Consider the following 26,012-nt stretch of genomic DNA (forward strand, 5'->3'; position numbering starts at 1 on the left):
CCGACAGAAGTACATCGAGACTACCAAGCAAGCGCTTGGTTTGTAAACGGCTAAAATATCTTCTGCCCGAGCGCTTGCTTGGTCGCGCCGGCCAGCTTAAATTGCCCGCGCAACCCCGCAGTTTTAGCGGTGAGCGGCGTATTTGATTGATCGACTGTAGGAGAGAACGGGTGGACGAGCAAAAAGCCCTGAGGGTGATGCGCGAATTGGTCGATAGCGGCCAATTGACCGACCCGGACAGCGCCCGCGGCAAACTGCTGCAAGTGGCGGCTCACCTGTTCCGCAACAAAGGTTACGAACGCACCACCGTGCGCGATCTGGCCAGCGCCGTGGGGATTCAGTCCGGCAGTATTTTTCATCACTTCAAAAGCAAGGACGAGATCCTGCGGGCGGTGATGGAAGAAACCATTCGCTACAACACCGCGTTGATGCGTGCAGCGTTGGCAGAAGCCGGCAGTGTGCGTGAGCGGGTACTGGCGCTGATTCGTTGTGAGTTGCAGTCGATCATGGGCGGCAGCGGCGAGGCCATGGCGGTGTTGGTGTATGAATGGCGTTCGCTGTCCGAAGACGGGCAAGCGCAAGTTCTGGCGCTGCGCGACATTTATGAAGCCCTCTGGCTACAGGTGTTGGGCGAGGCCAAGGACGCCGGTTTTATTCGCGGGGATGTGTTTATCACCCGCCGCTTTCTGACGGGGGCGTTGTCCTGGACCACCACCTGGTTTCGCGCTGGCGGCAGTATGAGCCTCGATCAATTGGCCGATGAAGCATTGATTCTCGTGCTGGAAGAAAAACAGTAGGTTTGTTTTGAATCAGAAGGAAACTGGCTAAGTGGTCGAAACCGCCTAGCTTGAATGCATTGAAGCGTATTTTTTTGGGGAGTGGGTTGTTTTGATGTCTTCGCCAATTCGGACGGCTTCGCGGCTTTTGCTGGCGACGCTTGCGGTGTTATGCGTGGTTCCATCCCAGGCCGCACAGCTGGTACGGGTCGGTGCCGCACATTTTCCTCCTTATACCGTGCGCCCGGAATCCGGTGCCGACACCGGTTTGCTGCCGCAACTGGTCGAGGCACTCAATGCCTTGCAGAACAACTATCAGTTTGTGTTGGTGCCGACTTCCATTCCCCGACGTTTCGGTGACTTCAAGCAAGGCCGGGTGGACATGGCGATTTTCGAGAACCCGGACTGGGGCTGGAAGGACATCCCGCACACCACTGTCGACATGGGGCTGGAAGACGCCGAGATTTTTGTCGCACAACGCCAGCCCGATGGTCAGCCGGTTCGTCAGCAGAATTACTTTGCCGACCTCGCCGGCAAGCGCCTGGCGCTGTTCAGCGGCTATCACTACGAATTCGCCAACTTCAATGCCGATCCAAAATTCATCGCGCAGAATTACAACGCCACGCTGACGTATTCCCATGACAGTAATCTGCTGATGGTGCTGCGCGGGCGTGCCGACGTTGCCCTGGTAACGCGCTCGTACCTGAGCGATTACCTGCTGCGCAACGAGAAAGTCGCCGATCAGCTGCTGGTGTCCCAGCGCATCGATCAGGTTTATCACCACTACGCCATCCTCAGTCCGGCCGCCCCCATCAGTGGTGAGGCGTTCGGCAAGTTGCTGCAAGGGTTGCGGGACAATGGCCAGATGCTGAAGATTTTCGATCCCTACAAGATCGCCGTGGTGCCGGTTCCGGGTACCTGAGATCGCATCACAGGTCGCGTATTTACCCACTTCTCTTAAATTTCCCGCACTGGCTCACGTCACCTCGTTGAACTGTCGACGACTAACGTGAGCCCGACCCATGTCCACTCTGAATGACCTGACGGCCCTGGCCTTGCCGACAGGAAGCCGTCTTGTAGCTGATGAAACCGAAAGCCGTCTGTGCCTCCGCCTTGAAGGGCAGCCGCTGATTCAGTTGCCCGTGACCCGTCTTGCTAGCGCCTGACCTGGCAGCTCGATGAAGCCCCCACCGAAGCATTGCTCAGCGGGTTGCTGATCCCTGCCGAAATCGTCGGCCAGTATTGTTGCGAACGCACGCTGTTCTGGCAGTTGCCTCAGCCTTGGCTGGGCGCGTCAATGACACCGAGTTATCCACAGCAACTGGTCATCAGTGGCGGCAAGCGTCATCCGCTGCGACCGGTGAAACCGCGCGGTGAAGTCTATCGGCGTTTTGATGCGCGCCTCGGTGCCTGGATTTCCCTGCGCACCGTGGACATCGATCTGGACCTGGCGCGTTTCAATCGTTGGCAGAACAGCCCGCGCGTGGCGAGTTTCTGGCAGGAGGAGGGCAGCCTCGAGCAGCATCACGAGTACTTGAGCAAACTTGAAGCCGATCCCCATACCCTGACAAGCGCGCGGCGCTGATGGTGCTGGGGCGTGAGCGGTTTTTTGATCGGTGTGCGTTGGCTTGATGCATGAAGCTCAAGGTCTGCACCGACCTTAAGTCAGTCTTCGCGATCCGACTTGCTCGCGAAAGGGCCGGTACAGACACTGCAAGGTTGACTGTGGATCGTCGGCGGCACAGTCTGCCTTTGCCATTTTGGAGAGGAGACAACCGATGCCCTTCGCAACAATAGATGGACAACCCCTTCACTACATTGATCAAGGCACTGGCCCTGCCGTTCTGCTGGCCGGCAGTTATCTGTGGGACCAGGCCATGTGGGCGCCGCAGATCGCCGCCCTGTCGCAGCACTACCGGGTGATTGCTCTGGACCTGTGGGGCCATGGTGAGTCCGGGCGGATGCCCGAGCGCACACAGTCGCTGGATGACGTCGCGCGCCAGGCACTGGCGCTGCTCGATCATCTGGACATCGACCGTGTCACGCTGGTCGGTCTTTCGGTCGGCGGCATGTGGGGCGTGCGTCTGGCACTGTCGGCACCGCAGCGGATCAACGGTCTGGTGCTGATGGACACCTACGTCGGCGTCGAACCCGAACCGACTCGCCAGTACTATTTCTCGCTGTTCAAACAGATCGAAGACACCGGCGTGATTACGCCGCAGCTGCTCGATATCGTCGTGCCGATCTTCTTCCGTCCGGGCATCGATCCGCAGTCGGCGCTGTATCAGGACTTCCGCGCCAAACTGGCCGCGCTGCCGCCGGAGCGTCTGCGCGAGAGCATCGTGCCGATGGGGCGGATTACGTTTGGGCGTGATGATCTGTTGCCGCGACTGGCCGAGTTGAATCCTGACACCACGCTGTTGATGTGTGGCGATCAGGACAAACCGCGGCCGCCGTCGGAGACGAGGGAGATGGCCGAGTTGATTGGTTGCCGGTATCTGTTGGTGCCGGAGGCGGGGCATATCTCCAATCTGGAGAATCCGCAGTTTGTGACAGCGGCTTTGCTGAAGTTTTTGGCTGAGAGAGCTTAGTCGGTTCTGCTGACGCCTTCGCGAGCAGACTCGCTCCCACAGGGATATGCGATCAACTGTGGGAGCTTGCTCCGGGAGGCGACCCGACGATGGGGCCGGTGAGGTCACTTAGGCCCGAGAATTTGCACCAACTTGTCCGGCGAAGGCGCGCCTTGCTGTTGTTGCAGCTCGCCCTTGTCGTCCATGTAGAAAATCGCCGGGGTGGCTTGCAGCTCCAGGTCTTCCATCAACTGCATGTTGGCCGCCAGTTTCGCCTGAATCGCCGGAGGTACGTCCTTCAGGGCTTTTAGCGAACTGCCCTTGCCTGATTTTTCATGGTCTTCCAGCGCTTTCTGCGGATCCTTGGCGGCCAGCAGCGCAGCCGATTTCCCCGGACTGTCTTCGCGAATGATGCCGACCATGATGTGCCGCAGCTGCACCTTGCCCGACTTGACCCACGGTCGCGCCTGCTCCCAGAACATGTTGCAGTAAGGGCAATTCGGATCGCTGAACAGGTACACGACCCGCGGCGCATCTTTCTTCCCGTCGCCGATCCAGTTGCTGGTTTCCAGCTTGCCCCAGACTTCCTTGGCCATCGGTGCGTAAACCAGCTTCTGCAGCGGCGCGCTGCTCAGGTCGTTGCCGTCGGCGTCGTACAGATTGCCGAGCAACACATGTTTGCCATCCGGCGTCAGGTACAGCGCCATGCCACGGTTCTGGTACTGCGCGGCATAACCACGCAAGCCATCGGGTGCATCGAATTGGCCGACGATTTTCGCGCCCTTGGCTTCGATTTTCTTGATCGCTTCGGGCAATTCTTCGGCGGCCTGCACCGACGGTAGATGCAGCAGGGCAGCGCCGAGGGTCAACGTCAGCAGGTGGCGGAGGCGGGGCATGGCAATTTCCTTGAAGAGGTGGCCGGTGCGGCAGGATTCGGGGTGTCGAAGTTTTCCAGGGCGCGAGCCAGGCTGGCTTCCGACAGCTCACCCAGATGGCTGCCCAGCAGGCGACCGTCGGGGCTATAGAACAGCGTAGTCGGCAATGCCATGGAGCCGACGGCCTGGCCCAATCGGCCACTGCCGTCGAACAGTACGTTGGACAGGCTCAGGCCCTGGGTTTCCAGAAAAGTACTGACGCTTTGCATGCTTTCAGCCTGGTTGACGAACAGGAACGTCAGGTCTGGGCGGTGTTGCTGGGCGTTTTCCAGCACCGGCATTTCCCGACGGCACGGCGGACACCAGGTGGCCCAGAGATTGATCACCAACGGGCCGCCCTTGTAGTCCGCCAGTTGCACGGTTTCACCGGCGGCATTGCGCAGGGTAACTTCCGGCAGGCGCGTGCCTTGTTCGTAAATCGTCAGGGAGAAGGTCGCCAGCAGCCAGAATGCCAGGCCGCTGGCCACGCCAAAGCCCAACGGGCGGCGCAAGCCCGGGCGACGCCAGCCTCGATACAACGCGGCCAGCAGCAGCACGATCACGCCCGGCCAGGCGAGGAAACCTCCGTCGCGCAGGTCGATGATCTGCCAGGGATCATCGCGATAGTGCGCCCAGTAAACGGCCACGAAGCCGACCCGGGCGGCCAGCATGCCCAGCAGGAACAGACTGAATAGCACCGACTCCGGATTCTCGCCGCCGCGCTTGGCCACCCGCCAGCCGATGAAGGTCGCCAGCGCCAGGGCACTGATCAGCATCAGGTGATTAAGCGCGATGGCAAAAGTGCCGAGGGTAAAGGTCAGCATTAACGAGCGTCTCGGGTGGTGGTCCAGCGTTGCAGGAAGGTGCCGGCATCGACCTCGCCGGTGATGCGTTGGCTGCGACGCTCGATGCCGTCGGCGCCGATCCACAGCAGGCTCGGTGGCCCTGGCACTTTATAACGGCCGAGCAGTTCACGGCTGGCGGCATTGTCGGCGGTGACGTCCAGACGTAGCAAGCGCACATCGCTCAAGGCTTGCATTACGTGGGCTTTGCCGAACACCTGTTTTTCCATGACCTTGCACGACACGCACCAGTCGGCGTAGTAGTCCAGCAGCACCCACTGGCCTTGAGTCTGTGCCGCGTCGAGCTCCCGTTGCAGAGCTGCCGGGTCCTTGATCGTGGTGAATGCGTCGTGGCCGACCGGGTTTTCGGCGTTGCTCGAGTTTGAAGCGCTGTAGACCTGCAATGGCTTCATCAGGTCGTCGCCGCCGCCAGCGGCACCGATCATCAGCAGGCTGCCCCACACACCTAGCAGCAGTGAGCTGGCGCCGAACACATGGGCGACGCGACCGAAACCTTCCGACTGCTTCCAGGCGCTGTACGCGGCAATCAGCAGCAACGCACCGCACAGACCAATCCACAGTGATTCGTCCAGCACCGGACGCAGCATCAGCAACGCGGTGGCGAGGAACAGGAAGCCGAACACACCCTTGAGCAGGTTCATCCACGCGCCGGGTTTGGGCAGGAAGCGATTGCCGACGGTCACCAATAACAGCAGCGGCACACCGATGCCGATGCCCATGGCGAACAGAATCAGCCCGCCATGCAACGCATTGCCGCTTTGCGCGATGTAGAGCAGGGCGCCCGCCAGCGGGGCGGTCATGCACGGACCCACCAGCAAACCGGACAAGGCTCCCAACACACCGGCACCGAACAGGCTGCCGCCGCGCTGATTGCGCGAGACGTTTTCCAATCGATCACGCACGGCCACTGGCAGTTGCAACTCGAAGAAGCCGAACATCGGCAACGCCAGCAACACAAATACGGTAGCGAAACTGCCCAGCAACCAAGGGTTCTGTAACAACGCCTGCATATTCGCCCCGAGCAGCGCGGCCAGAACGCCCATCGCCGCATACACCAGCGCCATGCTCACGACGTAGCTGGTCGCCAGCGCGAAGCCGCGGTTGGGCGTGGCGCCACTGCCGACGATCAAACCGGCCAGAATCGGCAGCATCGGCAGCGAGCAAGGGGTGAAGGCCAGTAGCAGCCCAAGGCCGAAGAACACCAGCAGGCTCCAGCCCAGCGCCCGCTGCTGCAGATCACTGGCCAGGGCCTGGTCCGGCGCTTCGCTTGCGGCGGCCAAGGTAGTGGCGTTTCCGAGATCAACGACCTGGGTTTGTGGCGGATAACACAGGCCAGCATCGGCGCAGCCCTGGAAACCTACCTTGATCCGGCCGGAGGCACCCGCCGGGATTTTCAGCTCCAGCCCTTGGCGATAAACCTGTTGCGCTCCGAAAAACTCGTCGCTGTGCGCTTCACCTTCCGGCAAGACAGGTTGCTGTTCTGGGGGTAAACCATCGAATTTCAGGCGTTTTTGATACAGGTAATAACCGTCGGCGATCTGCCAGAACAGCTGGGTTTCCCCGGAAGCGAGACGCTCAGACGTAAAGCTGAAGGCTTTGCTGACGGGAAGAAAGTCGGGCTTGGTTTCAAACGGATTACTGCCAGCCTGGGCCTGACCCAGGCTGGCAAACAACGTTAATAGCAATAGAAGAACGTAACGCATCGACAACGCCTTGAGGTTTACACACTTCGCCCAAGATGATGGCCAGCGATTAACCGGGGGTTAACGCAAGACGTCGATGGCCGTCTTCGGTGATTGGCGCCCGGCGGGATCAGGCAATGTCGCTATAGGTCAGCCTGAATTCGGACATCGGGGGATGAGTCGTTTTCCATTGCTGCGCGAAGGCTTTGGCGGCAGTTACTTGATCAGTCGTCATCTCCTCGGCGATATCGACAAGGTATTGTCTGGCGCCATCGTGTCGAGACAACTCTGTGGTGGTTTCGACGACCAGCCAGATCAACCCATAGCCTTTGACCAGATCCCGCGTGAAGCCATATTCGTTATCGACACCGCTGTCATCTTGATAGAAACCGCTGAGTGCGAAACCGTAATTCAGTACGCCGTTCACGTCATTGAGCTGTGCGCGTTTTTCCAGCCATTGGCGCCTGAGAGGAAGATCCTGATTGATCGGGTAACGGTTGGTGTACCAGTGGACCGCTTTCGAAAGACCGGCGTCGGCGGCTTTTTTCAGCAGCGCATCGATGGTGGATCGACGTTGCTCACTGTCGGGAATGAGCGTTGCGTCCTGGTCGTACTTGACCGCGAGAATGTACTGGCCCTCCAGGGAGCCGGCATCCGCAGCTTTTTTCAATGTTTCAATGTTCTGGTCCAGCTCGTACAACTCAAGCATGGCTTGAGCGGCATTGGCCTCGGCCAGTTCCTTTGCTTTCCTGAGCGAGGCTTCGTCGCCCAGTCGCATCAGGGCATAAACATGATTCTGGGCACCAGCGAGTCGATACCAGTCTTTTGCTTCGTCGGTGATGCTGCCCGCCTGACGCCTTGTCACCTCCCCCAATGCATATTGCGACGCACGGTCTCCCGCGACGGCGGCAACCGTCAGATAAGGCTTCGCCTGGATGAATTCGCCCAGGTTGTACAGGGCCAGGCCCTTGGTTATCGCTTCTTTTGGCTGATCGTTGACTTGGGTTGCCAGCGCGCTCAGGGTGTCAAACAGATTGAACAGAATCGTTAAAGCACTTACATGGGAATACATGATGGATACCTGTATTGAGTCGAGTTGAATTTGAGTACTACCCGACACAGGCTATTGAGAAGGGGACGCACGGGTGCGGTAGATATGTATTGCGTTGAATTGATCCCTGCGACGTGAATGCAAGCCTGCTTCTCGTCAGCTGAAGCCCTTGCCATAATTGCGACTTAATCCTCACCTGTTTGACTAGGGTTTTTGCTCATGGAGTTCCTATGCACGTACTGGTTTGCGAAGACGATGAGCTGATTGCCAGCGGTATCGTTGCCGGCCTCACCGCACAGGGCCTGACGGTAGAGCATGTCGCCACCGCATCGTCTGCCCGGGCGATGCTCAAGGTCGCCGAGTTCGATGTGATGGTGCTCGACCTCGGTCTACCCGATGAAGACGGTTTGAAGCTGCTGCAGCAGTTGCGACATAACGGCCTGGAAATCCCGGTGTTGATCCTCACCGCCCGGGATTCAGTCACCGACCGTGTTGATGGCTTGCAGGCCGGCGCTGACGATTACTTGCTCAAGCCTTTTGACTTGCGCGAACTTGCCGCGCGTCTACACACGTTGCTACGACGAGTGGCCGGACGCAGCGTCAACCTGATCGAGCACGGTCGCCTGACTTACGACCCGAGCAGCCGCGAAACCATGCTCGGCGGCCAGCCGGTGGACCTTTCCCGTCGTGAGCAGTCGCTGTTGCAGGCCTTGCTGCATAACCGGGGCCGGGTGCTGTCCACCGAGCAACTGAAAGACAGCGTTTATGGTTTTAACGATGAGCTGGAAAGCAACGCCCTCAACGTGCACATCCATCACCTGCGGCGCAAACTCGGCAATGGCATTGTCGAGACGGTGCGCGGCCTGGGCTATCGCCTGGGGCCGGCCGATGGCGCAGAGGAATTGAAAAAGTGATGAGCCTGCGTTTGCGCCTGAGCCTGACACTCGGTGCCGCTTTTGCCCTGATCTGGGCGTTGGCGGCGGCCTGGATGCTCAGCGATTTGCGCAATCAGATGATGTTTTCCCTCGACCAGCGCCTGGTGGCGTCGGCGCGCATGGTCGCCGGCCTGATGGAGCAATTGCCGCCATTGCCGAGCAAGGGTGAGGGCACCCATTTCAGCGCTGAACAACTGAACCTCCCCGGCGGCATGGCCTGCCAGGTCAGTTCATTGCGCGGCGAAATCCTCGCCCGCAGTCACACCGATCCGCAACAAACCCTGGAAGCCGAGAAAATGGGCTTCCACGACCAGATGATCGACGGCGCACCGTGGCGCAGTTTCACCCTGGCCCGCGGCGACGTGCGCATCACCACCGCCGACCGGCAGATCGAGCGTGAGGCGCTGAACATGTCGATCCTGCTGGCGGCTTCGGTGCCGGTGGGCGTGGCCTTGCTCGGTTGCTTGTGCCTGCTGTGGCTGGGGATCGGCCAGGGGCTGGCGCCGCTGAATCGCATGCGCGATGCCTTGATGCGCCGCAGCGCCGATTCTCTCGAACCCTTGCAAATCAAGCCGCTGCCCAGCGAACTGCAACCGTTGCTGGACACCCAGAATCAGCTGTTCCAACGGATCGGCAAGACCATCGAACGCGAACGCCGCCTGACCGGTGACGCTGCCCATGAATTGCGCAGCCCGCTGACGGCGATCAAGACCCACCTGCAAGTGGCGCGCATGACCGACGGCGCGGCCCGGGATCAATCCCTGGCACGGGCCGAAGAGGGCGCCGATCGCCTGCACCGGACCCTTGAGCAATTGCTGTTGCTGGCGCGGGTCGAGGGCAGTCTGTCGTTCGATGATGGCGTGCAATGCAGCGCCGAACAGGTGGCGACACTGGCGATTCAGGACGCTGCCAGCGGTGATCGTCAGCGGATCAAATTTCAGATACCACCGAAAATCTCTCACGCCCCGGTGCAAATGCCCGCCGTGCTGTCGATTGCCGCGCTGCGCAACCTGCTGGACAACGCGCTGCGGCATACCCCGGGCGAGGGCGCGGTGGAGCTGAGTCTGGTAACCACCGGCAACCGTGTGCAGTTTGTGGTTCGTGACCATGGGCCCGGCATTGCCAAAGACGATCTGCAACACCTGACCCAACGCTTCTGGCGAAATGGCCAGAGCACCGGCTGCGGCCTGGGTCTGGCGATTGTTCAGGCAATCGTCCAGCGCTGCGGTTGTACGTTGCATTTCGACAGTCGGCCGGATGGGTTGCGGGTTGAGCTGACCATGCCGTTGCAACCCCTCTAACAAGCACCACATTGGTTTTGTGTTGCACACCAAATGTAACTTCTCTCCATTAGCCACCCGACCCACACAGCGCTATCGTCCTTCGCAGCTTTGACTCAATGGATTGAGGTAACAGCGCCATGGATGCATCGATTCACATCAGCCCCGCAGCACCTGCCGACGCCGGCATTATCAGCCGGATCGTCGAGCGTTCCATCCGGGTCGGCTGCGCGCTCGACCACCGCAACGATGCGAAAATCGTCGCGGCGTGGACCCACAACAAAACCGCCGAACACATCAGCGCCTGGCTAACCGATCAGCGGTTGTACCTGAACATCGCCCTGTTGCAGGACAAACCGGTCGGCGTCGCGATGGCCGCAATAAGCGGCAAGGTTGCGTTCTGCTACGTACAACCGGAATGGTTTCGCCGGGGCGCCGGGCAAGCGCTGGTGCGCGACCTCGAAGGCTGGTTGCTTGATCAGGGTTTGCACCAGGCACGACTCAACAGCACCCGCACCAGCGAAGCCTTTTACCGTCATCTGGGTTACCAGCCTTGCGCTGAAACCTTCGCCGTAGCCGGGCTCAATGCCATTCCCATGCACAAAGCGCTGACACCCCCTTCATAGAAAGCTGATCGAGGGTCTAAATCCTCGGCGCCCTGATGCGTTTCCAGAACAGGAAAACCTTATTGAGGGGTCGAGAGATGTCAGTCGCTACCAGCCTAATGGAAGATCAGTCGGCCCGGATCACTCCGGACGTGGTGGTCTATCGCGACTGGCTCGACACCTGGCTGCCGGGCGCCCATGCCGGGACCTTCCGCGGCAAAAAAATTGGCCATGGCCGCAGGTTCTGCGGTGATGCGTTACCTGACCGCACACAAGGTCTGCGAGCACGCTGCCGCCATGGGCGAACGGTTGAGCGAGCACCTGCGCTTCCTGCCGCCACTGGTGATTACTGCGGCGGAAATCGATCGGGTAGCCGAGATTTTCGGCAGGGCCATGACTGCTGCCACCGCCAGCCTCTAAGTTTTTCAGCCTCTGACACGTTCCTTCAACATAACGGTTGCGCACGCCGTGCAGCCCACCCGACAGCGATGGAGAAACACCATGACTTCAGTATTCGACCGCGAGGACATCCTCTTTCAGGTCGTGGTCAACCACCAAGAGCAATACTCGATCTGGCCCGACTACAAAGCCGTGCCTGCTGGCTCGCTCCCACAAGGGATGTTCATTCACTTCGAGTGCGGGTGTGCCGATCCAACAGAGGTTCACATTGGGTTCAACCTTGCTTGAACATCTCCTTCGCCCGCTGCTCGATCTGCTCCTGAGTCAGATCTTCCTTGCGCGTGGCCAGAAACCACAGATGCCCATAGGGATCCTTCAGGGTTCCCGAGCGGTCGCCATAAAACTGATCCTTGACGTCGGACACCACCGTGCCGCCAGCTGCAATCGCCTGTTTATAAGACTTGTCCACATCGTTCACATACAGATGCAGGCCCACGGACGGCGACTTGTCAGGGTTGCTCAAAGGCCCCTGATCGCACGGCGTGCCAAGCATGATCGGGCAATCGCCAATGCGCAGTTCGGCGTGGCCGATGCCGCCGTCGGGCATGGACAGGCGCATGACTTCGGTGGCACCAAAGGCTTTCTTGTAGAACTCGATGGCTTCTGCTGCTTTTTGAATGCCCAGATAAGGCGTGATGCTGTGATAACCCTCTGGAATGGGTTTGACGCTCATGATGGATCTCCCTGTTTTTTGTTTTGGGATGAAGGTGGTCCTTCGCCGATTTACAACCTGTGAAGAGTAGTAGGAGCTGCCGAAGGCTGCGATCTTTTGACCTTGGCGGCGGTGCGGCCGACGAAAAATCAAGATCAAAAGATCGCAGTCTTCGGCAGCTCCTACAGGGTGTAAGGCATAACAATGCCACTGTTCAGCCATCAACAGCGAAGCAACAGATTGCTCGGCTTTCTCATCGGAAACACCTTTGAGCGGCGCTGAACACCCCGAAAACATTGGTTCGGACGGTCAGGCACAGAAGCTGCTATGCCCTCTGGCAAACATTGGTGCCGAGAGACTTGTATGCCTGAATCTGCCGTTTATCCGATCAACCCACCGGCCGCCCATCGGATCGCCAACGAAGCCGACGCCTTGCGCGTCGCCGAACGCATTGCTGCGGTGTTGCTGGAGCAAGACGCCGAAGAAGTTCGGCGGTGCGCAGGTGTCCTTTGCGGTGCTGGCGCAGGTCATCGCGATCATCTCTGCGGCGGATCGTCGGAAACCTGTCCTTCGGCTCGTTCCAGGTGCTGCACAGCCTGGAACCAAGCCACGACAACGCGCTGCACTGCAATCTGGTGGGTTAGATCGACAACTGCATGACACGCTCGCCCTGAAGGTTTTCCGTGGGCCGGCGTTTGTTTACCGCCAGTTCGCCGATCTTGATCAGTCGCGTGCGGGTGACGTTGCGGCTCAGCCCCAGCAGCGCAGCGGTGTGCACCTGGTTGTAATGGCTGAACCGATAGGCGGCTCGCAGCAACGCGTCTTCGACTTTCTCGTGCAGCGCCCCGGCCTGTTCTTCGAAAAGCTTTTGAAAGGCCCGATCGAGCAGGGCTTCCGGTGAGTCGTCGACGTTGCTGTGGTAATCGTCCTGACGCTCGATGCGCATGTTCGACAGCCGCAGGTCGTCGCGTTCGATCACGCCGTTACGGCAGATCAGCAGGGTGTGGTGAATGACGTTTTCCAGTTCGCGGATGTTGCCCGGCCAGCTGTAGCTGCGCAGTTTCAGTTCGGCCTCTTTGCTGATGGTGATGGTGCCGTAGCCGAGGCGCTGGCTGTAGGCTTCGACGAAGTGTCGGGTCAGCGGCAGGATGTCGCCGGGGCGGTCGCGCAGCGGGCTCAATTCCAGGCTGACCACGTCGAGGCGGTAGTACAAATCCTCACGAAAATGCCCGGCGTTGATGGCTTTCTCCAGTTGCACGTTGGTCGCCGCCAGCACGCGCACATTGATGGGAATGCTCTTGCGCGAACCCAGTCGCACCACTTCGCGCTCCTGCAACACCCGCAACAACTTGACCTGAATCGCCATCGGCAAATCGCCGATTTCGTCGAGGAACAAGGTGCCGCCATCGGCCTCCTCGAACCATCCGGCCTTGGCGCTCAGCGCACCGGTAAAGGCACCTTTTTCATGGCCGAACAGCTCGGCCTCGACCAGAGATTCGGAGAACGCGCCGCAGTTCACTGCCACAAAAGGCCGGTTGCGCCGGGCGCTGAGGTTGTGGATATGTCGCGCCACCAGCTCCTTGCCGGTGCCGGTTTCGCCGATGATCAGCACGCTGGCTTCACTCGGTGCGACTTGTTGAATGTGGGCGAGCAAGGCCTGGGATTTCGGGTCTTCGAACACCTGCGCAGTGGCGCGGATCGAGGTGGCCAGAGCGGGCGAGGGCGGTAAGGTCAGCAGTTGCATGGGGCAGGCTCCATGAAGAGAAGGCTATGAATAGAAAGTCGGAACCGGCGGGGACTGGTTCAGCGCCCAGTCACCGAGTTCATGGAGTTTGTAGTCCACCGGGTCGTGCAGGGTTTGCGTGCGCAAGTTGCGCCAATGGCGGTCCAGTCGCAGTGAGGCATGAGTTGAACGGGCGCCGGTCACTTCGAACAACCGACTACAGAGTTCCAGGCCGGTGCGGGTGGCAGTGACCTTGGCGGTGGCGATGGTAGTAGCGAGATGCCCACGCTCTTCGGCGCTGAGGTTCGGGCCATGGCTGCCACTGCTCGGACCGGGCGAGCAGACCGCTGTGGCGCAAGGCATCACGTTCGGCTTTGGGCGTACCGCCACGTTCATCGCGCTCGACAGCGGTCAGGGCAAACTCGGCCGCCAATTGGCGGGCGGTCTGCAAGGGGGATATCAAGGCGCTTTGCGGTTTGGCAGTCACGCGGGGTTCCTTCTTTGAAATCGCAGCAGTTCCCTGTGGGAGCGAGCCGCCCGGAGCCGGCTCGCTCCCACAGGGTTTCTGGGTCAGGCCGTGGCTTTTGTAGGCAGCACATCATTGGCAATCATTTCGCCAAACGGCCCGGTGAGATTAGTGACGCCGCGCCCGGCCAGGCTGGCGTACGGCTCAGGCAACAGCGGGAATACCAACTCGGCAAAGCGATAAGCCTCTTCGAGGTGCGGATAGCCGGAGAAGATGAAACTCTCGATTCCCAGGTCCGCGTACTCCTTGATTCGCGCGGCTACTTGCTGCGGATCGCCCACCAACGCCGTCCCGGCGCCGCCACGCACCAGGCCGACACCGGCCCAGAGATTGGGGGATATTTCCAGGTTGTCACGACGCCCGTCATGCAACGCCGCCATGCGCCGCTGACCTTCGGAATCGAAACGCGAGAACGACTTCTGCGCGGCAGCAATGGTCTCGTCGCTGATGTGCTCGATCAGTTTATCCGCGGCTTTCCAGGCCTCTTCGGCGGTCTCGCGGACGATCACATGCAAGCGAATCCCGAACTTCACCGTGCGACCGTTTCGCGCTGCACGTTCACGCACATCGGCCAGTTTTTCCGCTACGGCGGCGGGTGGTTCGCCCCAGGTCAGGTAGACATCAACCTGCTCGGCGGCCAGTTCATGGGCTGCTTCGGAAGAACCACCGAAGTACAGCGGTGGATACGGTTTCTGTACCGGCGGATACAGCGCTTTGGCGTTCTGTACCTGCAGGTGTTTGCCTTCGAAATCCACCGATTCGCCTTGCAGCACTCGGCGCCAGATTTTCAGGAACTCGTCGGTCACTTCGTAGCGTTCGCTGTGATCGAGGAAGATGCCATCGCCGCGGTTTTCATCCGGGTCGCCGCCCGTGACCACGTTGATCAGCAAACGGCCATTGGACAGTCGATCCAGTGTCGCGGCCATGCGCGCCGAAACCGTCGGCGAGATGATTCCCGGCCGGATCGCTACCAGATAACGCAGACGTTCGGTCAGCGGCACCAGCGCCGATGCAATCACCCACGAATCCTCGCAGGAGCGCCCGGTGGGAATCAGTACACCGTGGTAGCCGAGGCTATCGGCGGCCTGGGCCACTTGTTTCAGGTAGTTGAGTGTCACAGGGCGAGCGCCCTGAGTGGTGCCCAGGTAATGGCCGTCGCCGTGAGTCGGCAGAAACCAGAAAACATCCATGAAGAAATCCTTAAGCGATTTTCAGCAGATTTTTGGGGTGCACGCCAAACAACGGCGCGGCGCGTTCTGCAGCAAGGCGTATGCGGGCCTTCAAGGGCTCACTGGTTATTTGATAATTCGAGAAATCGGCTTCGGTGGCATAGACGCCAATCGGCAAGGTCAATGCCTGGAAGAAACTGAACAGCGGGCGCAACTGGTGATCCAGCACCAGTGCATGGCGTTCGCTGCCGCCGGTGGCGGCCAGTAATACCGGCGTGTCGATCAATGCATTGAGGTCGATCAGGTCGAACAGATGCTTGAGCAGTCCAGGGTAGGAGCCGCGATAAACCGGCGCGGCGACAATCAACAGATCAGCGGTCTCGATCGCTTGCAACTCGGCTTCGATCTCGGCGCTCAATTCCTGACGGGACAGCGCGGCGCCCAACGGTCGGGCGATGTCACCCAGTTCAATCAGCTTGCTTTCAATCGGCAATTGCGCGGCCAGTTGCGCCAACAGCGCTTGGGTCAGCACCAACGTGCGGGACGGACGCCAGGTACCGCCAGAGAGGGCAACGACTTTCAATGGACGCGACATGATCAGTTCCTTTTAGACAGTTGCTCAGGGAGCAGTGAGTAGTCACTGACAGAGAGCAAGAGCTGTACCAATCCCTCGAGCCCCTATTTACGGGGCTTTCAGCGCGTTGTCTGGTAGATGCTGTTCGAATGGCAGAGCTGTTTGTTGAATGACTGTTGCCTGGCAAACAGTTGCTTGGGCAACAGTGCGTGAAGCGATGCAGTTGTTATAAAGGCTCGGTGTTATTCCGTAAAAGACATTAAATTAATATTTATAGATCATTTGGAGATATAAAGCGGTCTACCTGAGCGGCATTAGTCAAAGTCGATAGCCACTATCGAGAGCGTTGATTTCTGCTCATCGGATGCCCGGCGTAGCCTGTGTTCATTGCCTCGAACCCAGTTGCCAGGACGCTCACCATGAAACCTCTAATCGCTACTTTCCTGCTGCTTGCGGTGTCCGTGCTCGGCGGATGTGCCAGCCATGTTTCCCCGGAATTACGGTCGTACACCGCGGAAGAAACCAGGGAACTGGCGCTTGAGGCGTTGAATCGTCGCGGTCTGTCTTTCGACGAGTACCACGCGAAGAAAGCCGAATTGCTCGGCCAACCGCAAAAGTCGTTCAGTTTCGACAAACGAGGAGAAATGAACGCCGAACGTGCTGTACAGCTTCACGGTCGTCCTAGCTGATCGAAAACTGTACCGCTTGAAGTTTCACGCAACTGTCCGTGGGTTTCCCTGAAGGCTTGCGATAGGGTCAACACCTGACTGACCCTATGGACTGCCACCCATGACGCTCTCGCTCGATCTGCTGCTGGGCTTCGCCCTGTTTGCGCTTGTCACCTCGATTACTCCCGGCCCCAACAACACAATGTTGCTGGCGTCGGGTGTGAACTTCGGCTTTAACCGCACCATCCCCCACATGCTTGGCATCACCTGCGGTTTCTTCGTGCTGGTGGTGGCGGTAGGTTTCGGCTTGGGCGCAGTGTTTCAAACCTATCCTTTGCTCTACAGCGTGCTGCGTTACGTCGGCGCGGCGTATTTGCTGTATCTGGCGTGGAAAATCGCTCGTTCGGGACCGGTTTCCGAGAGTGAAAAGGGCGAGAGTAAGCCGATCACTTATTTGGGCGCCGCAGCGTTTCAGTGGGTCAATCCCAAGGCCTGGATCATGGCCATTGGTGCCATCAGCACCTACACGCCGATGCAGGGTTACTTCACCAATGTGATCGTGATTGCGGCCGTGTTCGCCTTGATCAACCTGCCGAGCGTCAGTGTCTGGGCAGGCTGCGGCACGTTGTTGCGCAACGTGCTGAAAGATCGCCGCTGGTTGCGGCTGTTCAATTGGGGCATGGCCTTGCTGCTGGTGGCTTCGCTGTATCCGTTGTTGCTTGAAAGCTTTAGCTGACGCATTGTTTCAACCGGTTGCCCGATGCCTGTTAAGCTCGACTTCAGGAGCGTTCCTACGCACTTTTAAATGAAGTTGTTCTTCTTTAACGGCCTCCGATCAGGTATTTCTAACGCTCTGGACATCGGCGCAGCTCACGAGGCTGCGCTTGACGTTTCAGTGACGAGCCTCCTGATCCCGGAACATGCTCTGCGAGTCTTCTATGAATAAACGTCCTCTGTATTTCGACTACGCCGCCACCACGCCGGTGGATGAGCGGGTCATCAAGGTCATGGTCGAGTGTCTGGGTTTTACCGGCAACTTCGGCAATCCGGCGTCCAGCTCCCATGCGTTCGGTCAACAGGCCCGGAAAACGGTCGAGCAGGCGCGGCGGCAGGTCGCTGAACTGGTCGGCGCCCAGGCACAACAGATCGTCTGGACCTCCGGCGCCACCGAGTCGAACAACCTTGCCCTCAAGGGCGTGGCCCAGGCTCGCGGCGTTTCTGGCGGCCACATCATCACCAGCCAGATCGAACACAAAGCGATTCTCGACACGGCAAAGCAGTTGCAGGAGGCCGGTGTTGCGGTGACTTATCTGGTGCCTGACGCCGAGGGTCTGATTACCCCGCAAGCGGTCAGCGAAGCAATGCGCGAAGACACCTTTCTGGTGTCGCTGATGCTGGTCAATAACGAGTTGGGCACCCTCAATGACATTCCGGCCATCGGTCAGGTAGTGCGTGATCGCGATGTGTTGTTCCATGTCGACGCGGCACAGGGCGCGGGCAAAGTGGCGATCGATCTGGCCGAGTGGCCGGTGGACCTGATGTCGTTTTCCGCCCACAAGCTCTATGGCCCCAAAGGCATTGGTGCGTTGTATGTCGGCCCGCGCGCGCAACAGCGTTTGCAGGCGCAGATCCACGGCGGTGGTCACGAGGGCGGTTTGCGTTCCGGCACCCTGGCGACTCACCAAATCGCTGCCATGGGTGCGGCGTTCGCGTTGGCGGCCGCCTCGTTCGATGAAGAGAAAGCCACGATCGTCCGGTTGCGCGAGCGCTTGCTTGAGCAACTGCTGAGCATTCCCGGGGTTCGCCTCAATGGCAGCCCGACCGAACGTATTCCCCATACCCTGAGCCTGACCTTCAACGAAGGCGAGTTCAATTCCGCGGCGTTGAGCACCTCGATCGCGTTTTCCGCGACCTCGGCCTGCAACTCCGCCAGCAATGCTCCGTCCCATGTGCTGCTGGCCCTGGGGCATGACGCCCGCTCGGCGAGTCGCACCATTCGCTTGAGTCTCGGCCGATTCACCACCGAGCAGGACATCGACCAAGCGGTACACCTGATTAAAGCGGCCTGCGCCAGTGCTCCGGCATTTTGGCAATAAGGTCTGAAAGTGCCGGCGTTGATCGGCACTCAACAATAATGATGAAGTGATTAGCAGGAGACATGATGAGTACGCAGCCTTCGATCAATGGATCGGTGCCTCAACGCCTGGCGCAAACCCGCGATCTGATGAACCGGGAGGGCATTCACGCTCTGCTGGTGCCGTCGGCCGACCCGCATCTTTCGGAATACCTGCCGGGTTACTGGCAAGGGCGGCAATGGTTGTCGGGGTTCCATGGCTCGGTCGGCACGCTGATCGTTACGCCGGACTTTGCCGGCGTCTGGGCCGACAGCCGATATTGGGAACAAGCGACCAAGGAACTCAAGGGCAGCGGGATCGAACTGGTCAAGCTACAACCGGGTCAGCCCGGCCCGCTGGACTGGCTGGCCGAGCAAACCCCTGAAGGTGGTGTCGTCGCGGTAGATGGTGCGGTAATGGCCGTCGCTTCGGCGCGTACGTTGGGTGGCAAGCTCGAAGAACGCGGCGCTCGTCTGCGCACTGACATCGATGTGTTGAGCGAAGTCTGGAGCGACCGTCCGACGCTGCCGAATGAACCGATCTATCAACACCTGCCGCCTCAGGCGACGGTCAGTCGCGGCGAGAAACTGGCCAAGCTGCGTGAGGTTTTGAAAGATCGCGGTGCCGACTGGCATTTCATCGCCACCCTTGATGACATCGCCTGGCTGTTCAACTTGCGCGGCGGTGACGTGTCGTTCAACCCGGTGTTTGTTTCCTTTGCCTTGATCAGCCAGCAGCAAGCAACTTTGTTCGTTGCGTTGAGCAAGGTCGATGCCAAGCTGCGCGCGATCCTCGAACAGGACGGCGTGACCCTGCGCGACTACAGCGAAGTGGCTGCTGCCTTGAGCGCCGTACCGAGCGGAGCGAGCCTGCAGGTCGATCCGGCGCGCGTCACCGCTGGCTTGCTGGATAACCTGGACAGCGGCGTGAAGCTGGTCGAAGGCCTGAACCCGACGACGTTGGCCAAGTCGCAAAAAAGCCTGGCCGATGCCGAGCACATTCGTCAGGCCATGGAGCAGGACGGCGCGGCGCTGTGCGAATTCTTCACCTGGCTGGACAGTGCGTTGGGTCGTGAGCGCATCACCGAGCTGACCATCGACGAACACCTGACGGCCGCGCGTACCCGACGTCCGGGTTACGTATCGCTGAGCTTCAACACCATTGCCGCGTTCAATGCCAATGGTGCGATGCCGCACTACCACGCCACCGAAGAAGAACACGCAGTGATCGAAGGCGACGGTCTGTTGTTGATCGACTCCGGCGGCCAGTATCTGGGCGGCACCACTGACATCACGCGGATGGTGCCGGTCGGTACGCCGACCGATGAGCAGAAGCGCGATTGCACGCGGGTGCTCAAAGGCGTGATTGCGTTGTCCAGTGCGCAATTCCCTCGTGGCATTCTCTCGCCGTTACTCGATTCGATTGCCCGCGCGCCGATTTGGGCTGAAAGCGTTGATTACGGTCACGGCACCGGTCATGGCGTTGGCTACTTCCTCAACGTGCACGAAGGCCCGCAAGTCATCGCCTATCAGGCCGCCGCAGCACCGCAAACCGCGATGCAGCCGGGCATGATCACCTCCATCGAACCGGGCACTTACCGTCCGGGCCGCTGGGGTGTGCGGATCGAGAACCTGGTGTTGAACCGTGAGGCGGGCAAAAGCGAGTTCGGTGAGTTCCTGAAGTTCGAAACCCTGACCTTGTGCCCGATCGACACTCGCTGCCTGGAACCGTCGCTGCTGACCGATGACGAAAAACAGTGGTTCAACGCCTACCATGCCGAGGTGCGCGAGCGCTTGAGCCCGTTGCTCGACGGCGCAGCCCTTGAGTGGTTGAACACTCGGACTGCGGCTATTTGATCGGTTGGAGTTCAGGCGCTTCTTCGAGCGCCTGGCTCATGTAGTCGACAAAGGCTTTGACCCTGGCGGATTGGCGACGATTCGCCGGGGACACGGCATGAATCGGCAGCGACTGCGCGCGGTATTCCAGCATAATCGCGGTCACGCGTCCCGCCTTCAAGTCCTCGCTGAACAGCCAAACCGGCGACAGCGCAATCCCCAGTCCCCCCAATACCATCTCGCGGATTGCCTCGGAGTTGTTGCTTTGTGCGTTGCCCTTGATTCGCACTTCGTGACGTTGGGCCTCTCTCTCGTAAACCCATAGGTTCTGACTGTTCAGCAGGTTGAACAGCAGACAGTTGTGTCCGCTTAATTCTTCGGGCGTTTGCGGGTGGCCGTGTTGCGCAAGGTAATCGGGCGCTGCGACGGTCACTCGGTGGGTGGTGCCGATGCGGCGGGCGATCAATCCGCTGTCGTTCAACTCGCCAATCCTGAACGTGACGTCCAGTCCTTCACTGACCAGGTCCTGATTTTGGTCGCTCAGTTGCAGATCAATTTGCACCTGGGGATGTGTTTTGAGGAATGCCGGCAGTCGCGGAGCAATCTGCAAGCGCCCGAAACTCACGGAAGATCCGATTTTCAGGTTTCCGGCAACAGCTTCGCGGCCGGAGTGAAAACTGTGTTCTGCGGCGTCTACGGCCGCCAGAATTTGTCGACATTCGCTGTAGTACCGCTGACCTTCGTCGGTCAGGGACAGTTGTCGGGTGCCGCGGGAAATCAACTTTCCACCCAGCTCTGTTTCCAGTGCTCGTAGCACTTTGCTGATGGTCGGCTGACTGGTCTGCAATTCCCGGGCGACGGCAGAAAAGCTGCCACGTTCGACAACGCGGACGAAGATCGCCATTGCATTGAGTTTGTCCACGGGGTTTCTCATTGATGCCAAATGGGCATGGTCACTATAGCTATATAGCGTCTTATCAGCATGAGTGAGGGGGAGGAACATTAATCCCACAGCCTACTCTGACGGGAAATTGCGAAATGACTGACTCACTTGAAATGCGCGCTCTGATTGTTGATTCGGCCAACGGGCCTTTACGCTTAGCTTCCATTCAACGGCCCGTGCCTGGAGCCGGACAGGTATTGGTCAGGATCAAGGCCAGTGGGGTGAACCCTTTGGATGGAAAGATTCGGTCGGGTCAGGCTACTCATGCGCGCCAGCCGCTGCCGGCGGTATTGGGTATTGATCTTGCGGGAACAGTGGAGGCATTGGGGGAGGGTGTCTGCGGATGGCTATTGGGTGATGAGGTCTATGCGATGGCTACTGGCATTGGCGGTGCGCAGGGTTCACTGGCTGAATACGCCGCCGTCGATGCACGACTGCTGGCGCGTAAGCCAGGCAATCTGAGCATGCGCGAGGCGGCGGGGTTGCCGTTGGTACTGATCACGGCGTGGGAAGGATTGGTGGATCGTGCGCGGGTGCGGGCGGGGCAGAAAGTGCTGATTCACGGCGGTGCGGGTGGTGTCGGGCATGTGGCTATACAAATTGCCCGGGCTTTCGGTGCTGACGTGTTTGCCACCGGGTCGACCGGGCAGCAGGCGATCATTGAAGGGTTCGGTGCGACGTTTATTGATTACCGCAAATCTTCGGTTGAGGAGTATGTGGCTGAGCACACGGCGGGGCAGGGCTTCGACATTGTCTACGACACGGTGGGTGGTCAGACGCTGGACGCTTCATTCAAGGCTGCTCGGGTCTACGAGGGACATGTGGTGAGTTGTCTCGGATGGGGATCGCACAGTCTTGCGCCGCTCTCGTTTCGTGGGGCGACTTATTCTGGAGTATTTACGTTGTTGCCGTTGCTGACTGGCAAGGGTCGCGAGCATCACGGGGAGATACTTCGGGAGGCTGCGCAGTTGATCGAGGCGGGTCAGTTGAAACCGTTGCTCGACCCTCGGCAGTTCACGCTGCAAACCGCTGAAGCCGCCCATGAACTGCTCGTTTCGGGAGCTGCGCAGGGGCGGTTGGTTGTCGAGGTTTAACTCAGGGCTTCAAGGACAAAGTCCAGGCGATCCTGGCCGAAGAACAGCTGATTATCGACAAACATGCTCGGGGCACCGAATACGCCCCGTTGCACTGCTTTATCTGTGTTGTCCTTGAGAACGGCTTTGACTTCCTCGTCGGCGGTCAGGGCCAGCACCTCATTTGGATCGAAACCGTTCTGTGTCAGTACTGACGCGACGGTCGCCAGGTCATCGAGGCTGCGGCCTTCAACCCAGAGGGCGTGAAACAGGCAATCGATGAACGCCTGAAAGCGCTCGGGATGGCGCAACTGCATGCCGGTGACAGCGCGCATCAGCATCAGGGTGTTGATAGGGAAGTGGGGGTTGAACTTCAGTGGCACGCCATAGCGCTTTGCATAGCGGTCCAGGTCTTGAAACATGTAGCGGCCCTTGGCGGGGATCGTCGCGGGGGAGGCGTTACCTGTGGCTTTGAAAACGCCACCCAGCAGGATGGGTATGTAGATCAACTGGCTGTCGGTCTGCTCGCAGATCTTTGGCAGTTGGGTGTACGCCAGGTAGGTGGCGGGGCTGCCGATGTCGAAATAGAACTCCACGGTTTTGCTCATGGTCGATGCACTCTGCTTTTTATTTTTAGGGGGGTTACCAGCGTTCGTTCCAGGGGCGCAGGTCCAGCTCGAAGGTCCATGCGTCACGGGGCTGGCTGTGGAGGTACCAATAGTTCTCGGCGATGTGCTCTGGATTGAGAATGCCGTCCTGGTCCTTGGTCGCGTACTTTTCGGGGAAGCTCTCGCGGATAAAATCGGTATCGATGGCACCGTCGACTACAACATGGGCGACGTGAATGTTCATCGGCCCCAATTCACGCGCCATGCTTTGCGCCAGGGCACGAATCCCGTGCTTGGCGCCGGCGAACGCCGCAAAACCTGAGGCCCCACGCAGGCCGGCGGTAGCGCCGGTGAACAAAATAGTCCCGCGTTGACGCTTGGCCATGCGCTTGGCCACTTCACGAGCGTTGAGAAATCCTGAGAAGCAGGCCATTTCCCAGATCTTGAAATATTTGCGCGCGGTTTCTTCGAGAATGCTGCAAGGCACATTGGCGCCAATGTTGAAAACGAACGCTTCGATCGGGCCAATCTGGCTTTCGATCTGCTCAACTAACGCAATAACGTCCTCTTCCTTGCGCGCATCGCAGGCAAAGCCGTGGGCGTCACCGCCATCGGCCTTGATGGCGTCCACCAGCGGCTGGAGTTTGTCCGCGCTGCGGCGAGTGACACACGCCACAAATCCTTCCTGCGTAAAGCGTTTTGCAATTGCGCCGCCGGTGGCATCCCCTGCACCTACAACCAGTACGACCTTCTTGTTGTTCATGGGTAGATCCCTTTGCTAAACGATCGTTAACTAAACGAACGTTATGCTACGATTTGGCAAGCGTCAAGGCGATCAATCCTGAGGGCAAGGCAATGCGTTACTCGGCCAATCACAAACTGGAAACCAAAGAGAAACTACTTGAAAGCAGTGCGGTGTCGGCCAAGAAGTCTGGTTTTTCAACGGTGGGTGTCGACGGTTTGATGAAGGCGATCGGTTTGAGTGGCGGGGCTTTCTACAGTCATTTTTCATCGAAGGATGAGCTTTTCGCTTCAATCGTCGAGCGTGAGCTGTCTCAAAGCCTGGATCGATTAGGGGCGGACCAGAATCCTGAGAAGTTCCAGCGCTGCCTGAAACACTACCTGAGCATGGCTCATGTCGAACACCCGGAATCCGGTTGTGCTTTGCCGGCATTGGGAGCTGAGATAGCACGTTCAGACGTGATGATTCGTCAGCAGGCTGAGAACTGGATTTGTCGGCTTCAGAAAAGTTGGGCGCAGGTTCTGGAAAGCGACAGCCTGGCATGGGCGATTCTGTCGCAATGTATCGGTGCGTTGGTCATTGCGCGAATGCTGGCCACGCCAGACATCCAGCGCGCTGTATTGAAGTCCAGTTACGATGAGATTGGCCGCCAGATCGCAGGGCCACGACCCTGACAAGACGGCATCAATCTATTTGCAGATAACGATCATACTGCGGCTGGTATAGCCTGCAGGGTTGAGGCCGAACGGGTAATCGCCTGGTTCTTCCACAGCGTCCCCTGACTTGGCGATGACCTTGTAACCTTTGGGTGCGCACGAGTTGGCAGCGCTGGTGTAGCACTTGTCCCAGGATGACGACAGCCCGGAACAGTTGATGTGCAGCCCTTTCTTACCGTGTTTAATCTGGGTTTTCGATGTCGCCGCGCAGCCCGCAACCGCAAGTACGGCGATCAGTATCAAAATTCGTTTCATTACTATCCTTATAGCGTCCCCGGATCTTTGTGCCCAGGTTTGCCTGCATTCGCTTTCGCTTTAAGCGTTCTGATATCCCTATCTGAAAAATCCATGTCTGACACTGGGTTTCGGGCCTAAACATGGCCTAATTGCGCGGCAAATACCAGACCCTCGTCAAATCCTGTCTCAATCTGCAGTGACAGCAGGCTTGGCTGCACTCCCCATGGTCATGGTCGCGCCTATGGAAGCCAGAATGATGCACATGATGGCCATCCATTGTGACAGCGAGAGGTACTCATGGAGAAACAATAGGCCAGACAGTGCGCCGATCGCAGGTTCAATGCTCATCAACGTGCCGAATGTCCGGGTCGGGATTCGGGTGAGGGCGACCATCTCCAGCGTGTAGGGCACGGCGGTGGACAGAATGGCGACAGCGATGGCCACGGGGATCAGTGAGGGAGTGAGCAGCGCGGCGCCAGCATGCACGATACCGATAGGGGCTACAAAAAGTGCCGCAATCATCACCCCCAGTGCCGCGGTCTGCACGCCATTGTCGGCACCGGCCTTTTGGCCGAACAGAATGTACAGCGCCCAGCAGACTCCTGCGCCCAATGCATAACCGGCGCCTACCAGATCGATTCCTGCGGTCGTTTCTCCCATCGGTATTAACAGCAGCAAGCCGACGGCGGCCAGGGCGATCCACAAAAAGTCGATCGCGCGACGTGAGGCGTAGATGGCTACCGCCAGTGGGCCGGTGAATTCCAGTGCAACCGCGATACCGAGGGGGACGGTTTGCAAGGACATATAGAAGAGGAAGTTCATGCCGCCCAACGCCATTCCGTAGATGATGACGGTGCGCAGGGATTTTGCGGTGAGCTTCGCTCGCCAGGGGCGCAGTATCGCCATCATGATCACGCTGGCGAAGATCAGCCGCAGGGCGGTGGTCCCTTGCGCACCGATAATGGGGAACATGCTTTTAGCAAGGGAGGCTCCTGACTGGATTGATGCCATGGCTATCAATAGCAGGCCAACCGAAAACAGGGTGGAGGCAAGGCTACGAGGTTGCTCATTCATGGCGTGGCATCGTCCGAAGTAGGAAGCGAGAGTGTTATTGGGCAATATACTGCGCATTCATGGCAGGCGCGTCTATATATAAGCAGCGATTTTGAGAGTCCTTATAGAAAAGCGTAATTAAGGGTTGACGGCAGATTCTGGAAGTCTATAATTCGGCCCACTTCCGGGGCAGTCGAAACGGAAAACTCCTTGGTAAACAATGAGTTACGCAGTTTTCGACAGC

The 26,012-nt window shown here is 59.0% G+C and carries 25 protein-coding genes and 5 pseudogenes; 16 read left to right on the forward strand and 14 right to left on the reverse strand.

Going from position 1 to position 26,012, the window contains the following annotated elements; translation table 11 throughout:
* Window positions 1-170 precede the first annotated feature (170 nt).
* The 4 genes and pseudogenes from MO767_RS16335 to MO767_RS16350 all read left to right on the forward strand — a co-directional run bounded on the left by MO767_RS16335 (window position 171) and on the right by MO767_RS16350 (window position 3,367).
* Window positions 171-797 (forward strand): TetR/AcrR family transcriptional regulator, encoded by a 627-nt coding sequence (locus tag MO767_RS16335; protein WP_282481343.1) that lies wholly within the window; start codon window positions 171-173, stop codon window positions 795-797.
* 94 nt (window positions 798-891) lie between these two features.
* Window positions 892-1,698 (forward strand): transporter substrate-binding domain-containing protein, encoded by an 807-nt coding sequence (locus MO767_RS16340; RefSeq protein WP_282481344.1) that lies wholly within the window; start codon window positions 892-894, stop codon window positions 1,696-1,698.
* Window positions 1,699-1,798: 100 nt separating this feature from the next.
* Window positions 1,799-2,346 (forward strand): annotated as a pseudogene (locus MO767_RS16345) (acetyltransferase); the annotation flags it as partial.
* 208 nt (window positions 2,347-2,554) lie between these two features.
* Window positions 2,555-3,367, forward strand: a complete 813-nt coding sequence (locus MO767_RS16350) for an alpha/beta fold hydrolase (RefSeq protein WP_282481345.1) — start codon at window positions 2,555-2,557, stop codon at window positions 3,365-3,367.
* 104 nt (window positions 3,368-3,471) lie between these two features.
* On the opposite strand, the gene dsbG is transcribed toward MO767_RS16350, so the two are convergent.
* The 4 genes from dsbG to MO767_RS16370 all read right to left on the reverse strand — a co-directional run bounded on the left by dsbG (window position 3,472) and on the right by MO767_RS16370 (window position 7,877).
* A complete protein-coding gene (gene dsbG / locus MO767_RS16355; protein ID WP_282481346.1) occupies window positions 3,472-4,242 on the reverse strand; it encodes a thiol:disulfide interchange protein DsbG in 771 nt (256 codons plus the stop codon).
* Window positions 4,218-5,084 (reverse strand): TlpA disulfide reductase family protein, encoded by an 867-nt coding sequence (locus MO767_RS16360; protein ID WP_282481347.1) that lies wholly within the window; start codon window positions 5,082-5,084, stop codon window positions 4,218-4,220. Before MO767_RS16360 ends, dsbG begins: the two co-directional genes overlap by 25 nt.
* The gene (dsbD, locus tag MO767_RS16365; RefSeq protein WP_282481348.1) at window positions 5,084-6,826 is read right to left on the reverse strand and encodes a protein-disulfide reductase DsbD; all 1,743 of its coding nucleotides are present in this window, start codon (window positions 6,824-6,826) and stop codon (window positions 5,084-5,086) included. Before dsbD ends, MO767_RS16360 begins: the two co-directional genes overlap by 1 nt.
* 109 nt (window positions 6,827-6,935) lie before the next feature.
* Entirely contained in the window at window positions 6,936-7,877 is a 942-nt protein-coding gene (locus MO767_RS16370; RefSeq protein ID WP_282481349.1) for a sel1 repeat family protein, read from the reverse strand.
* 209 nt (window positions 7,878-8,086) lie between these two features.
* On the opposite strand from MO767_RS16370, the gene MO767_RS16375 reads away from it, so the two are divergent.
* The 5 genes and pseudogenes from MO767_RS16375 to MO767_RS16395 all read left to right on the forward strand — a co-directional run.
* Complete coding sequence (locus MO767_RS16375) at window positions 8,087-8,770, forward strand: response regulator (protein WP_282481350.1); 684 nt, start codon at window positions 8,087-8,089, stop codon at window positions 8,768-8,770.
* Window positions 8,767-10,092, forward strand: coding sequence for an ATP-binding protein (locus MO767_RS16380; RefSeq protein ID WP_282481351.1), 1,326 nt, complete (start codon window positions 8,767-8,769; stop codon window positions 10,090-10,092). The genes MO767_RS16375 and MO767_RS16380 overlap by 4 nt, the downstream gene beginning before the upstream one ends.
* 119 nt (window positions 10,093-10,211) lie before the next feature.
* Window positions 10,212-10,697: a GNAT family N-acetyltransferase gene (locus MO767_RS16385; RefSeq protein WP_282481352.1), complete on the forward strand. Its 486-nt coding sequence runs from the start codon at window positions 10,212-10,214 to the stop codon at window positions 10,695-10,697.
* Window positions 10,698-10,828: 131 nt separating this feature from the next.
* A pseudogene (locus tag MO767_RS16390) lies at window positions 10,829-11,096 on the forward strand (hypothetical protein); the annotation flags it as partial.
* Window positions 11,097-11,177: 81 nt separating this feature from the next.
* Window positions 11,178-11,279, forward strand: a pseudogene (locus MO767_RS16395) (MbtH family NRPS accessory protein); the annotation flags it as partial.
* A 70-nt stretch (window positions 11,280-11,349) separates the two neighbouring features.
* Here MO767_RS16395 and MO767_RS16400 read toward each other — a convergent pair.
* Window positions 11,350-11,808 (reverse strand): VOC family protein, encoded by a 459-nt coding sequence (locus MO767_RS16400; protein ID WP_282481353.1) that lies wholly within the window; start codon window positions 11,806-11,808, stop codon window positions 11,350-11,352.
* Between the two features lie 342 nt (window positions 11,809-12,150).
* Here MO767_RS16400 and MO767_RS16405 point away from each other — a divergent pair.
* Window positions 12,151-12,340, forward strand: a pseudogene (locus MO767_RS16405) (SfnB family sulfur acquisition oxidoreductase); the annotation flags it as partial.
* 87 nt (window positions 12,341-12,427) lie between these two features.
* Here MO767_RS16405 and MO767_RS16410 read toward each other — a convergent pair.
* From MO767_RS16410 to msuE, 4 genes and pseudogenes are all read right to left on the reverse strand, one after another.
* Window positions 12,428-13,531: a sigma-54 dependent transcriptional regulator gene (locus MO767_RS16410; protein ID WP_201182558.1), complete on the reverse strand. Its 1,104-nt coding sequence runs from the start codon at window positions 13,529-13,531 to the stop codon at window positions 12,428-12,430.
* 24 nt (window positions 13,532-13,555) lie between these two features.
* Window positions 13,556-13,828: pseudogene (locus MO767_RS16415) on the reverse strand (monooxygenase); the annotation flags it as partial.
* A gap of 252 nt (window positions 13,829-14,080) precedes the next feature.
* Window positions 14,081-15,226: an FMNH2-dependent alkanesulfonate monooxygenase gene (gene ssuD / locus MO767_RS16420; RefSeq protein ID WP_033059220.1), complete on the reverse strand. Its 1,146-nt coding sequence runs from the start codon at window positions 15,224-15,226 to the stop codon at window positions 14,081-14,083.
* A 10-nt stretch (window positions 15,227-15,236) separates the two neighbouring features.
* Window positions 15,237-15,800, reverse strand: coding sequence for an FMN reductase (gene msuE, locus MO767_RS16425; protein ID WP_282481354.1), 564 nt, complete (start codon window positions 15,798-15,800; stop codon window positions 15,237-15,239).
* A gap of 398 nt (window positions 15,801-16,198) precedes the next feature.
* On the opposite strand from msuE, the gene MO767_RS16430 reads away from it, so the two are divergent.
* The 4 genes from MO767_RS16430 (at window position 16,199) to MO767_RS16445 (ending at window position 20,417) form a co-directional block, all read left to right on the forward strand.
* Window positions 16,199-16,468: a hypothetical protein gene (locus MO767_RS16430; protein WP_282481355.1), complete on the forward strand. Its 270-nt coding sequence runs from the start codon at window positions 16,199-16,201 to the stop codon at window positions 16,466-16,468.
* A gap of 100 nt (window positions 16,469-16,568) precedes the next feature.
* On the forward strand, window positions 16,569-17,183 hold the full coding sequence (locus MO767_RS16435; RefSeq protein ID WP_282481356.1) for a LysE family translocator: 615 nt from the start codon (window positions 16,569-16,571) through the stop codon (window positions 17,181-17,183).
* A 202-nt stretch (window positions 17,184-17,385) separates the two neighbouring features.
* On the forward strand, window positions 17,386-18,543 hold the full coding sequence (locus tag MO767_RS16440) for an aminotransferase class V-fold PLP-dependent enzyme (protein ID WP_282481357.1): 1,158 nt from the start codon (window positions 17,386-17,388) through the stop codon (window positions 18,541-18,543).
* A gap of 65 nt (window positions 18,544-18,608) precedes the next feature.
* A complete protein-coding gene (locus MO767_RS16445) occupies window positions 18,609-20,417 on the forward strand; it encodes an aminopeptidase P family protein (RefSeq protein WP_282481358.1) in 1,809 nt (602 codons plus the stop codon).
* Here the strand turns inward: MO767_RS16445 and MO767_RS16450 are convergent.
* Window positions 20,410-21,330, reverse strand: a complete 921-nt coding sequence (locus MO767_RS16450) for a LysR family transcriptional regulator (RefSeq protein ID WP_282481359.1) — start codon at window positions 21,328-21,330, stop codon at window positions 20,410-20,412. The two genes, MO767_RS16445 and MO767_RS16450, sit on opposite strands and share 8 nt — an antisense overlap.
* A gap of 104 nt (window positions 21,331-21,434) precedes the next feature.
* Here MO767_RS16450 and MO767_RS16455 point away from each other — a divergent pair, with 104 nt between their 5' ends.
* A complete protein-coding gene (locus MO767_RS16455) occupies window positions 21,435-22,433 on the forward strand; it encodes a zinc-dependent alcohol dehydrogenase family protein (protein ID WP_282481360.1) in 999 nt (332 codons plus the stop codon).
* Here the strand turns inward: MO767_RS16455 and MO767_RS16460 are convergent.
* Complete coding sequence (locus MO767_RS16460; RefSeq protein ID WP_282481361.1) at window positions 22,430-23,020, reverse strand: 2-hydroxychromene-2-carboxylate isomerase; 591 nt, start codon at window positions 23,018-23,020, stop codon at window positions 22,430-22,432. The genes MO767_RS16455 and MO767_RS16460 overlap by 4 nt on opposite strands.
* Window positions 23,021-23,054: 34 nt before the next feature.
* Complete coding sequence (locus MO767_RS16465; RefSeq protein WP_282481362.1) at window positions 23,055-23,783, reverse strand: SDR family oxidoreductase; 729 nt, start codon at window positions 23,781-23,783, stop codon at window positions 23,055-23,057.
* A 92-nt stretch (window positions 23,784-23,875) separates the two neighbouring features.
* Between MO767_RS16465 and MO767_RS16470 the strand changes: the two genes are divergently transcribed.
* Window positions 23,876-24,436, forward strand: coding sequence for a TetR/AcrR family transcriptional regulator (locus MO767_RS16470; protein WP_282481366.1), 561 nt, complete (start codon window positions 23,876-23,878; stop codon window positions 24,434-24,436).
* 15 nt (window positions 24,437-24,451) lie between these two features.
* Here MO767_RS16470 and MO767_RS16475 read toward each other — a convergent pair whose 3' ends face one another.
* Window positions 24,452-24,733 carry a hypothetical protein gene (locus MO767_RS16475; protein WP_046049236.1) on the reverse strand — a complete coding sequence of 94 codons (282 nt, stop codon included), beginning with the start codon at window positions 24,731-24,733 and terminating at the stop codon, window positions 24,452-24,454.
* A 168-nt stretch (window positions 24,734-24,901) separates the two neighbouring features.
* Window positions 24,902-25,789 (reverse strand): threonine/homoserine exporter RhtA, encoded by an 888-nt coding sequence (gene rhtA / locus MO767_RS16480; protein ID WP_282481363.1) that lies wholly within the window; start codon window positions 25,787-25,789, stop codon window positions 24,902-24,904.
* Window positions 25,790-26,012: the final 223 nt, after the last annotated feature.

The sequence above is a fragment of the Pseudomonas sp. UYIF39 genome (genome assembly GCF_029963765.1).
Classification (GTDB): Bacteria; Pseudomonadota; Gammaproteobacteria; order Pseudomonadales; family Pseudomonadaceae; genus Aquipseudomonas.

What these genes read in the sequence shown, in the direction of transcription:
- MO767_RS16340 (WP_282481344.1), top strand. Translation starts at nt 892, where the DNA reads ATGTCTTCGCCAATTCGGACGGCTTCGCGGCTTTTGCTGGCGACGCTT.
- MO767_RS16350 (WP_282481345.1), top strand. Translation starts at nt 2,555, where the DNA reads ATGCCCTTCGCAACAATAGATGGACAACCCCTTCACTACATTGATCAA.
- dsbG (WP_282481346.1), bottom strand. Translation starts at nt 4,242, where the DNA reads ATGCCCCGCCTCCGCCACCTGCTGACGTTGACCCTCGGCGCTGCCCTG.
- MO767_RS16360 (WP_282481347.1), bottom strand. Translation starts at nt 5,084, where the DNA reads ATGCTGACCTTTACCCTCGGCACTTTTGCCATCGCGCTTAATCACCTG.
- dsbD (WP_282481348.1), bottom strand. Translation starts at nt 6,826, where the DNA reads ATGCGTTACGTTCTTCTATTGCTATTAACGTTGTTTGCCAGCCTGGGT.
- MO767_RS16370 (WP_282481349.1), bottom strand. Translation starts at nt 7,877, where the DNA reads ATGTATTCCCATGTAAGTGCTTTAACGATTCTGTTCAATCTGTTTGAC.
- MO767_RS16375 (WP_282481350.1), top strand. Translation starts at nt 8,087, where the DNA reads ATGCACGTACTGGTTTGCGAAGACGATGAGCTGATTGCCAGCGGTATC.
- MO767_RS16385 (WP_282481352.1), top strand. Translation starts at nt 10,212, where the DNA reads ATGGATGCATCGATTCACATCAGCCCCGCAGCACCTGCCGACGCCGGC.
- MO767_RS16400 (WP_282481353.1), bottom strand. Translation starts at nt 11,808, where the DNA reads ATGAGCGTCAAACCCATTCCAGAGGGTTATCACAGCATCACGCCTTAT.
- MO767_RS16410 (WP_201182558.1), bottom strand. Translation starts at nt 13,531, where the DNA reads ATGCAACTGCTGACCTTACCGCCCTCGCCCGCTCTGGCCACCTCGATC.
- ssuD (WP_033059220.1), bottom strand. Translation starts at nt 15,226, where the DNA reads ATGGATGTTTTCTGGTTTCTGCCGACTCACGGCGACGGCCATTACCTG.
- msuE (WP_282481354.1), bottom strand. Translation starts at nt 15,800, where the DNA reads ATGTCGCGTCCATTGAAAGTCGTTGCCCTCTCTGGCGGTACCTGGCGT.
- MO767_RS16430 (WP_282481355.1), top strand. Translation starts at nt 16,199, where the DNA reads ATGAAACCTCTAATCGCTACTTTCCTGCTGCTTGCGGTGTCCGTGCTC.
- MO767_RS16435 (WP_282481356.1), top strand. Translation starts at nt 16,569, where the DNA reads ATGACGCTCTCGCTCGATCTGCTGCTGGGCTTCGCCCTGTTTGCGCTT.
- MO767_RS16440 (WP_282481357.1), top strand. Translation starts at nt 17,386, where the DNA reads ATGAATAAACGTCCTCTGTATTTCGACTACGCCGCCACCACGCCGGTG.
- MO767_RS16445 (WP_282481358.1), top strand. Translation starts at nt 18,609, where the DNA reads ATGAGTACGCAGCCTTCGATCAATGGATCGGTGCCTCAACGCCTGGCG.
- MO767_RS16450 (WP_282481359.1), bottom strand. Translation starts at nt 21,330, where the DNA reads ATGAGAAACCCCGTGGACAAACTCAATGCAATGGCGATCTTCGTCCGC.
- MO767_RS16455 (WP_282481360.1), top strand. Translation starts at nt 21,435, where the DNA reads ATGACTGACTCACTTGAAATGCGCGCTCTGATTGTTGATTCGGCCAAC.
- MO767_RS16460 (WP_282481361.1), bottom strand. Translation starts at nt 23,020, where the DNA reads ATGAGCAAAACCGTGGAGTTCTATTTCGACATCGGCAGCCCCGCCACC.
- MO767_RS16465 (WP_282481362.1), bottom strand. Translation starts at nt 23,783, where the DNA reads ATGAACAACAAGAAGGTCGTACTGGTTGTAGGTGCAGGGGATGCCACC.
- MO767_RS16470 (WP_282481366.1), top strand. Translation starts at nt 23,876, where the DNA reads ATGCGTTACTCGGCCAATCACAAACTGGAAACCAAAGAGAAACTACTT.
- MO767_RS16475 (WP_046049236.1), bottom strand. Translation starts at nt 24,733, where the DNA reads ATGAAACGAATTTTGATACTGATCGCCGTACTTGCGGTTGCGGGCTGC.
- rhtA (WP_282481363.1), bottom strand. Translation starts at nt 25,789, where the DNA reads ATGAATGAGCAACCTCGTAGCCTTGCCTCCACCCTGTTTTCGGTTGGC.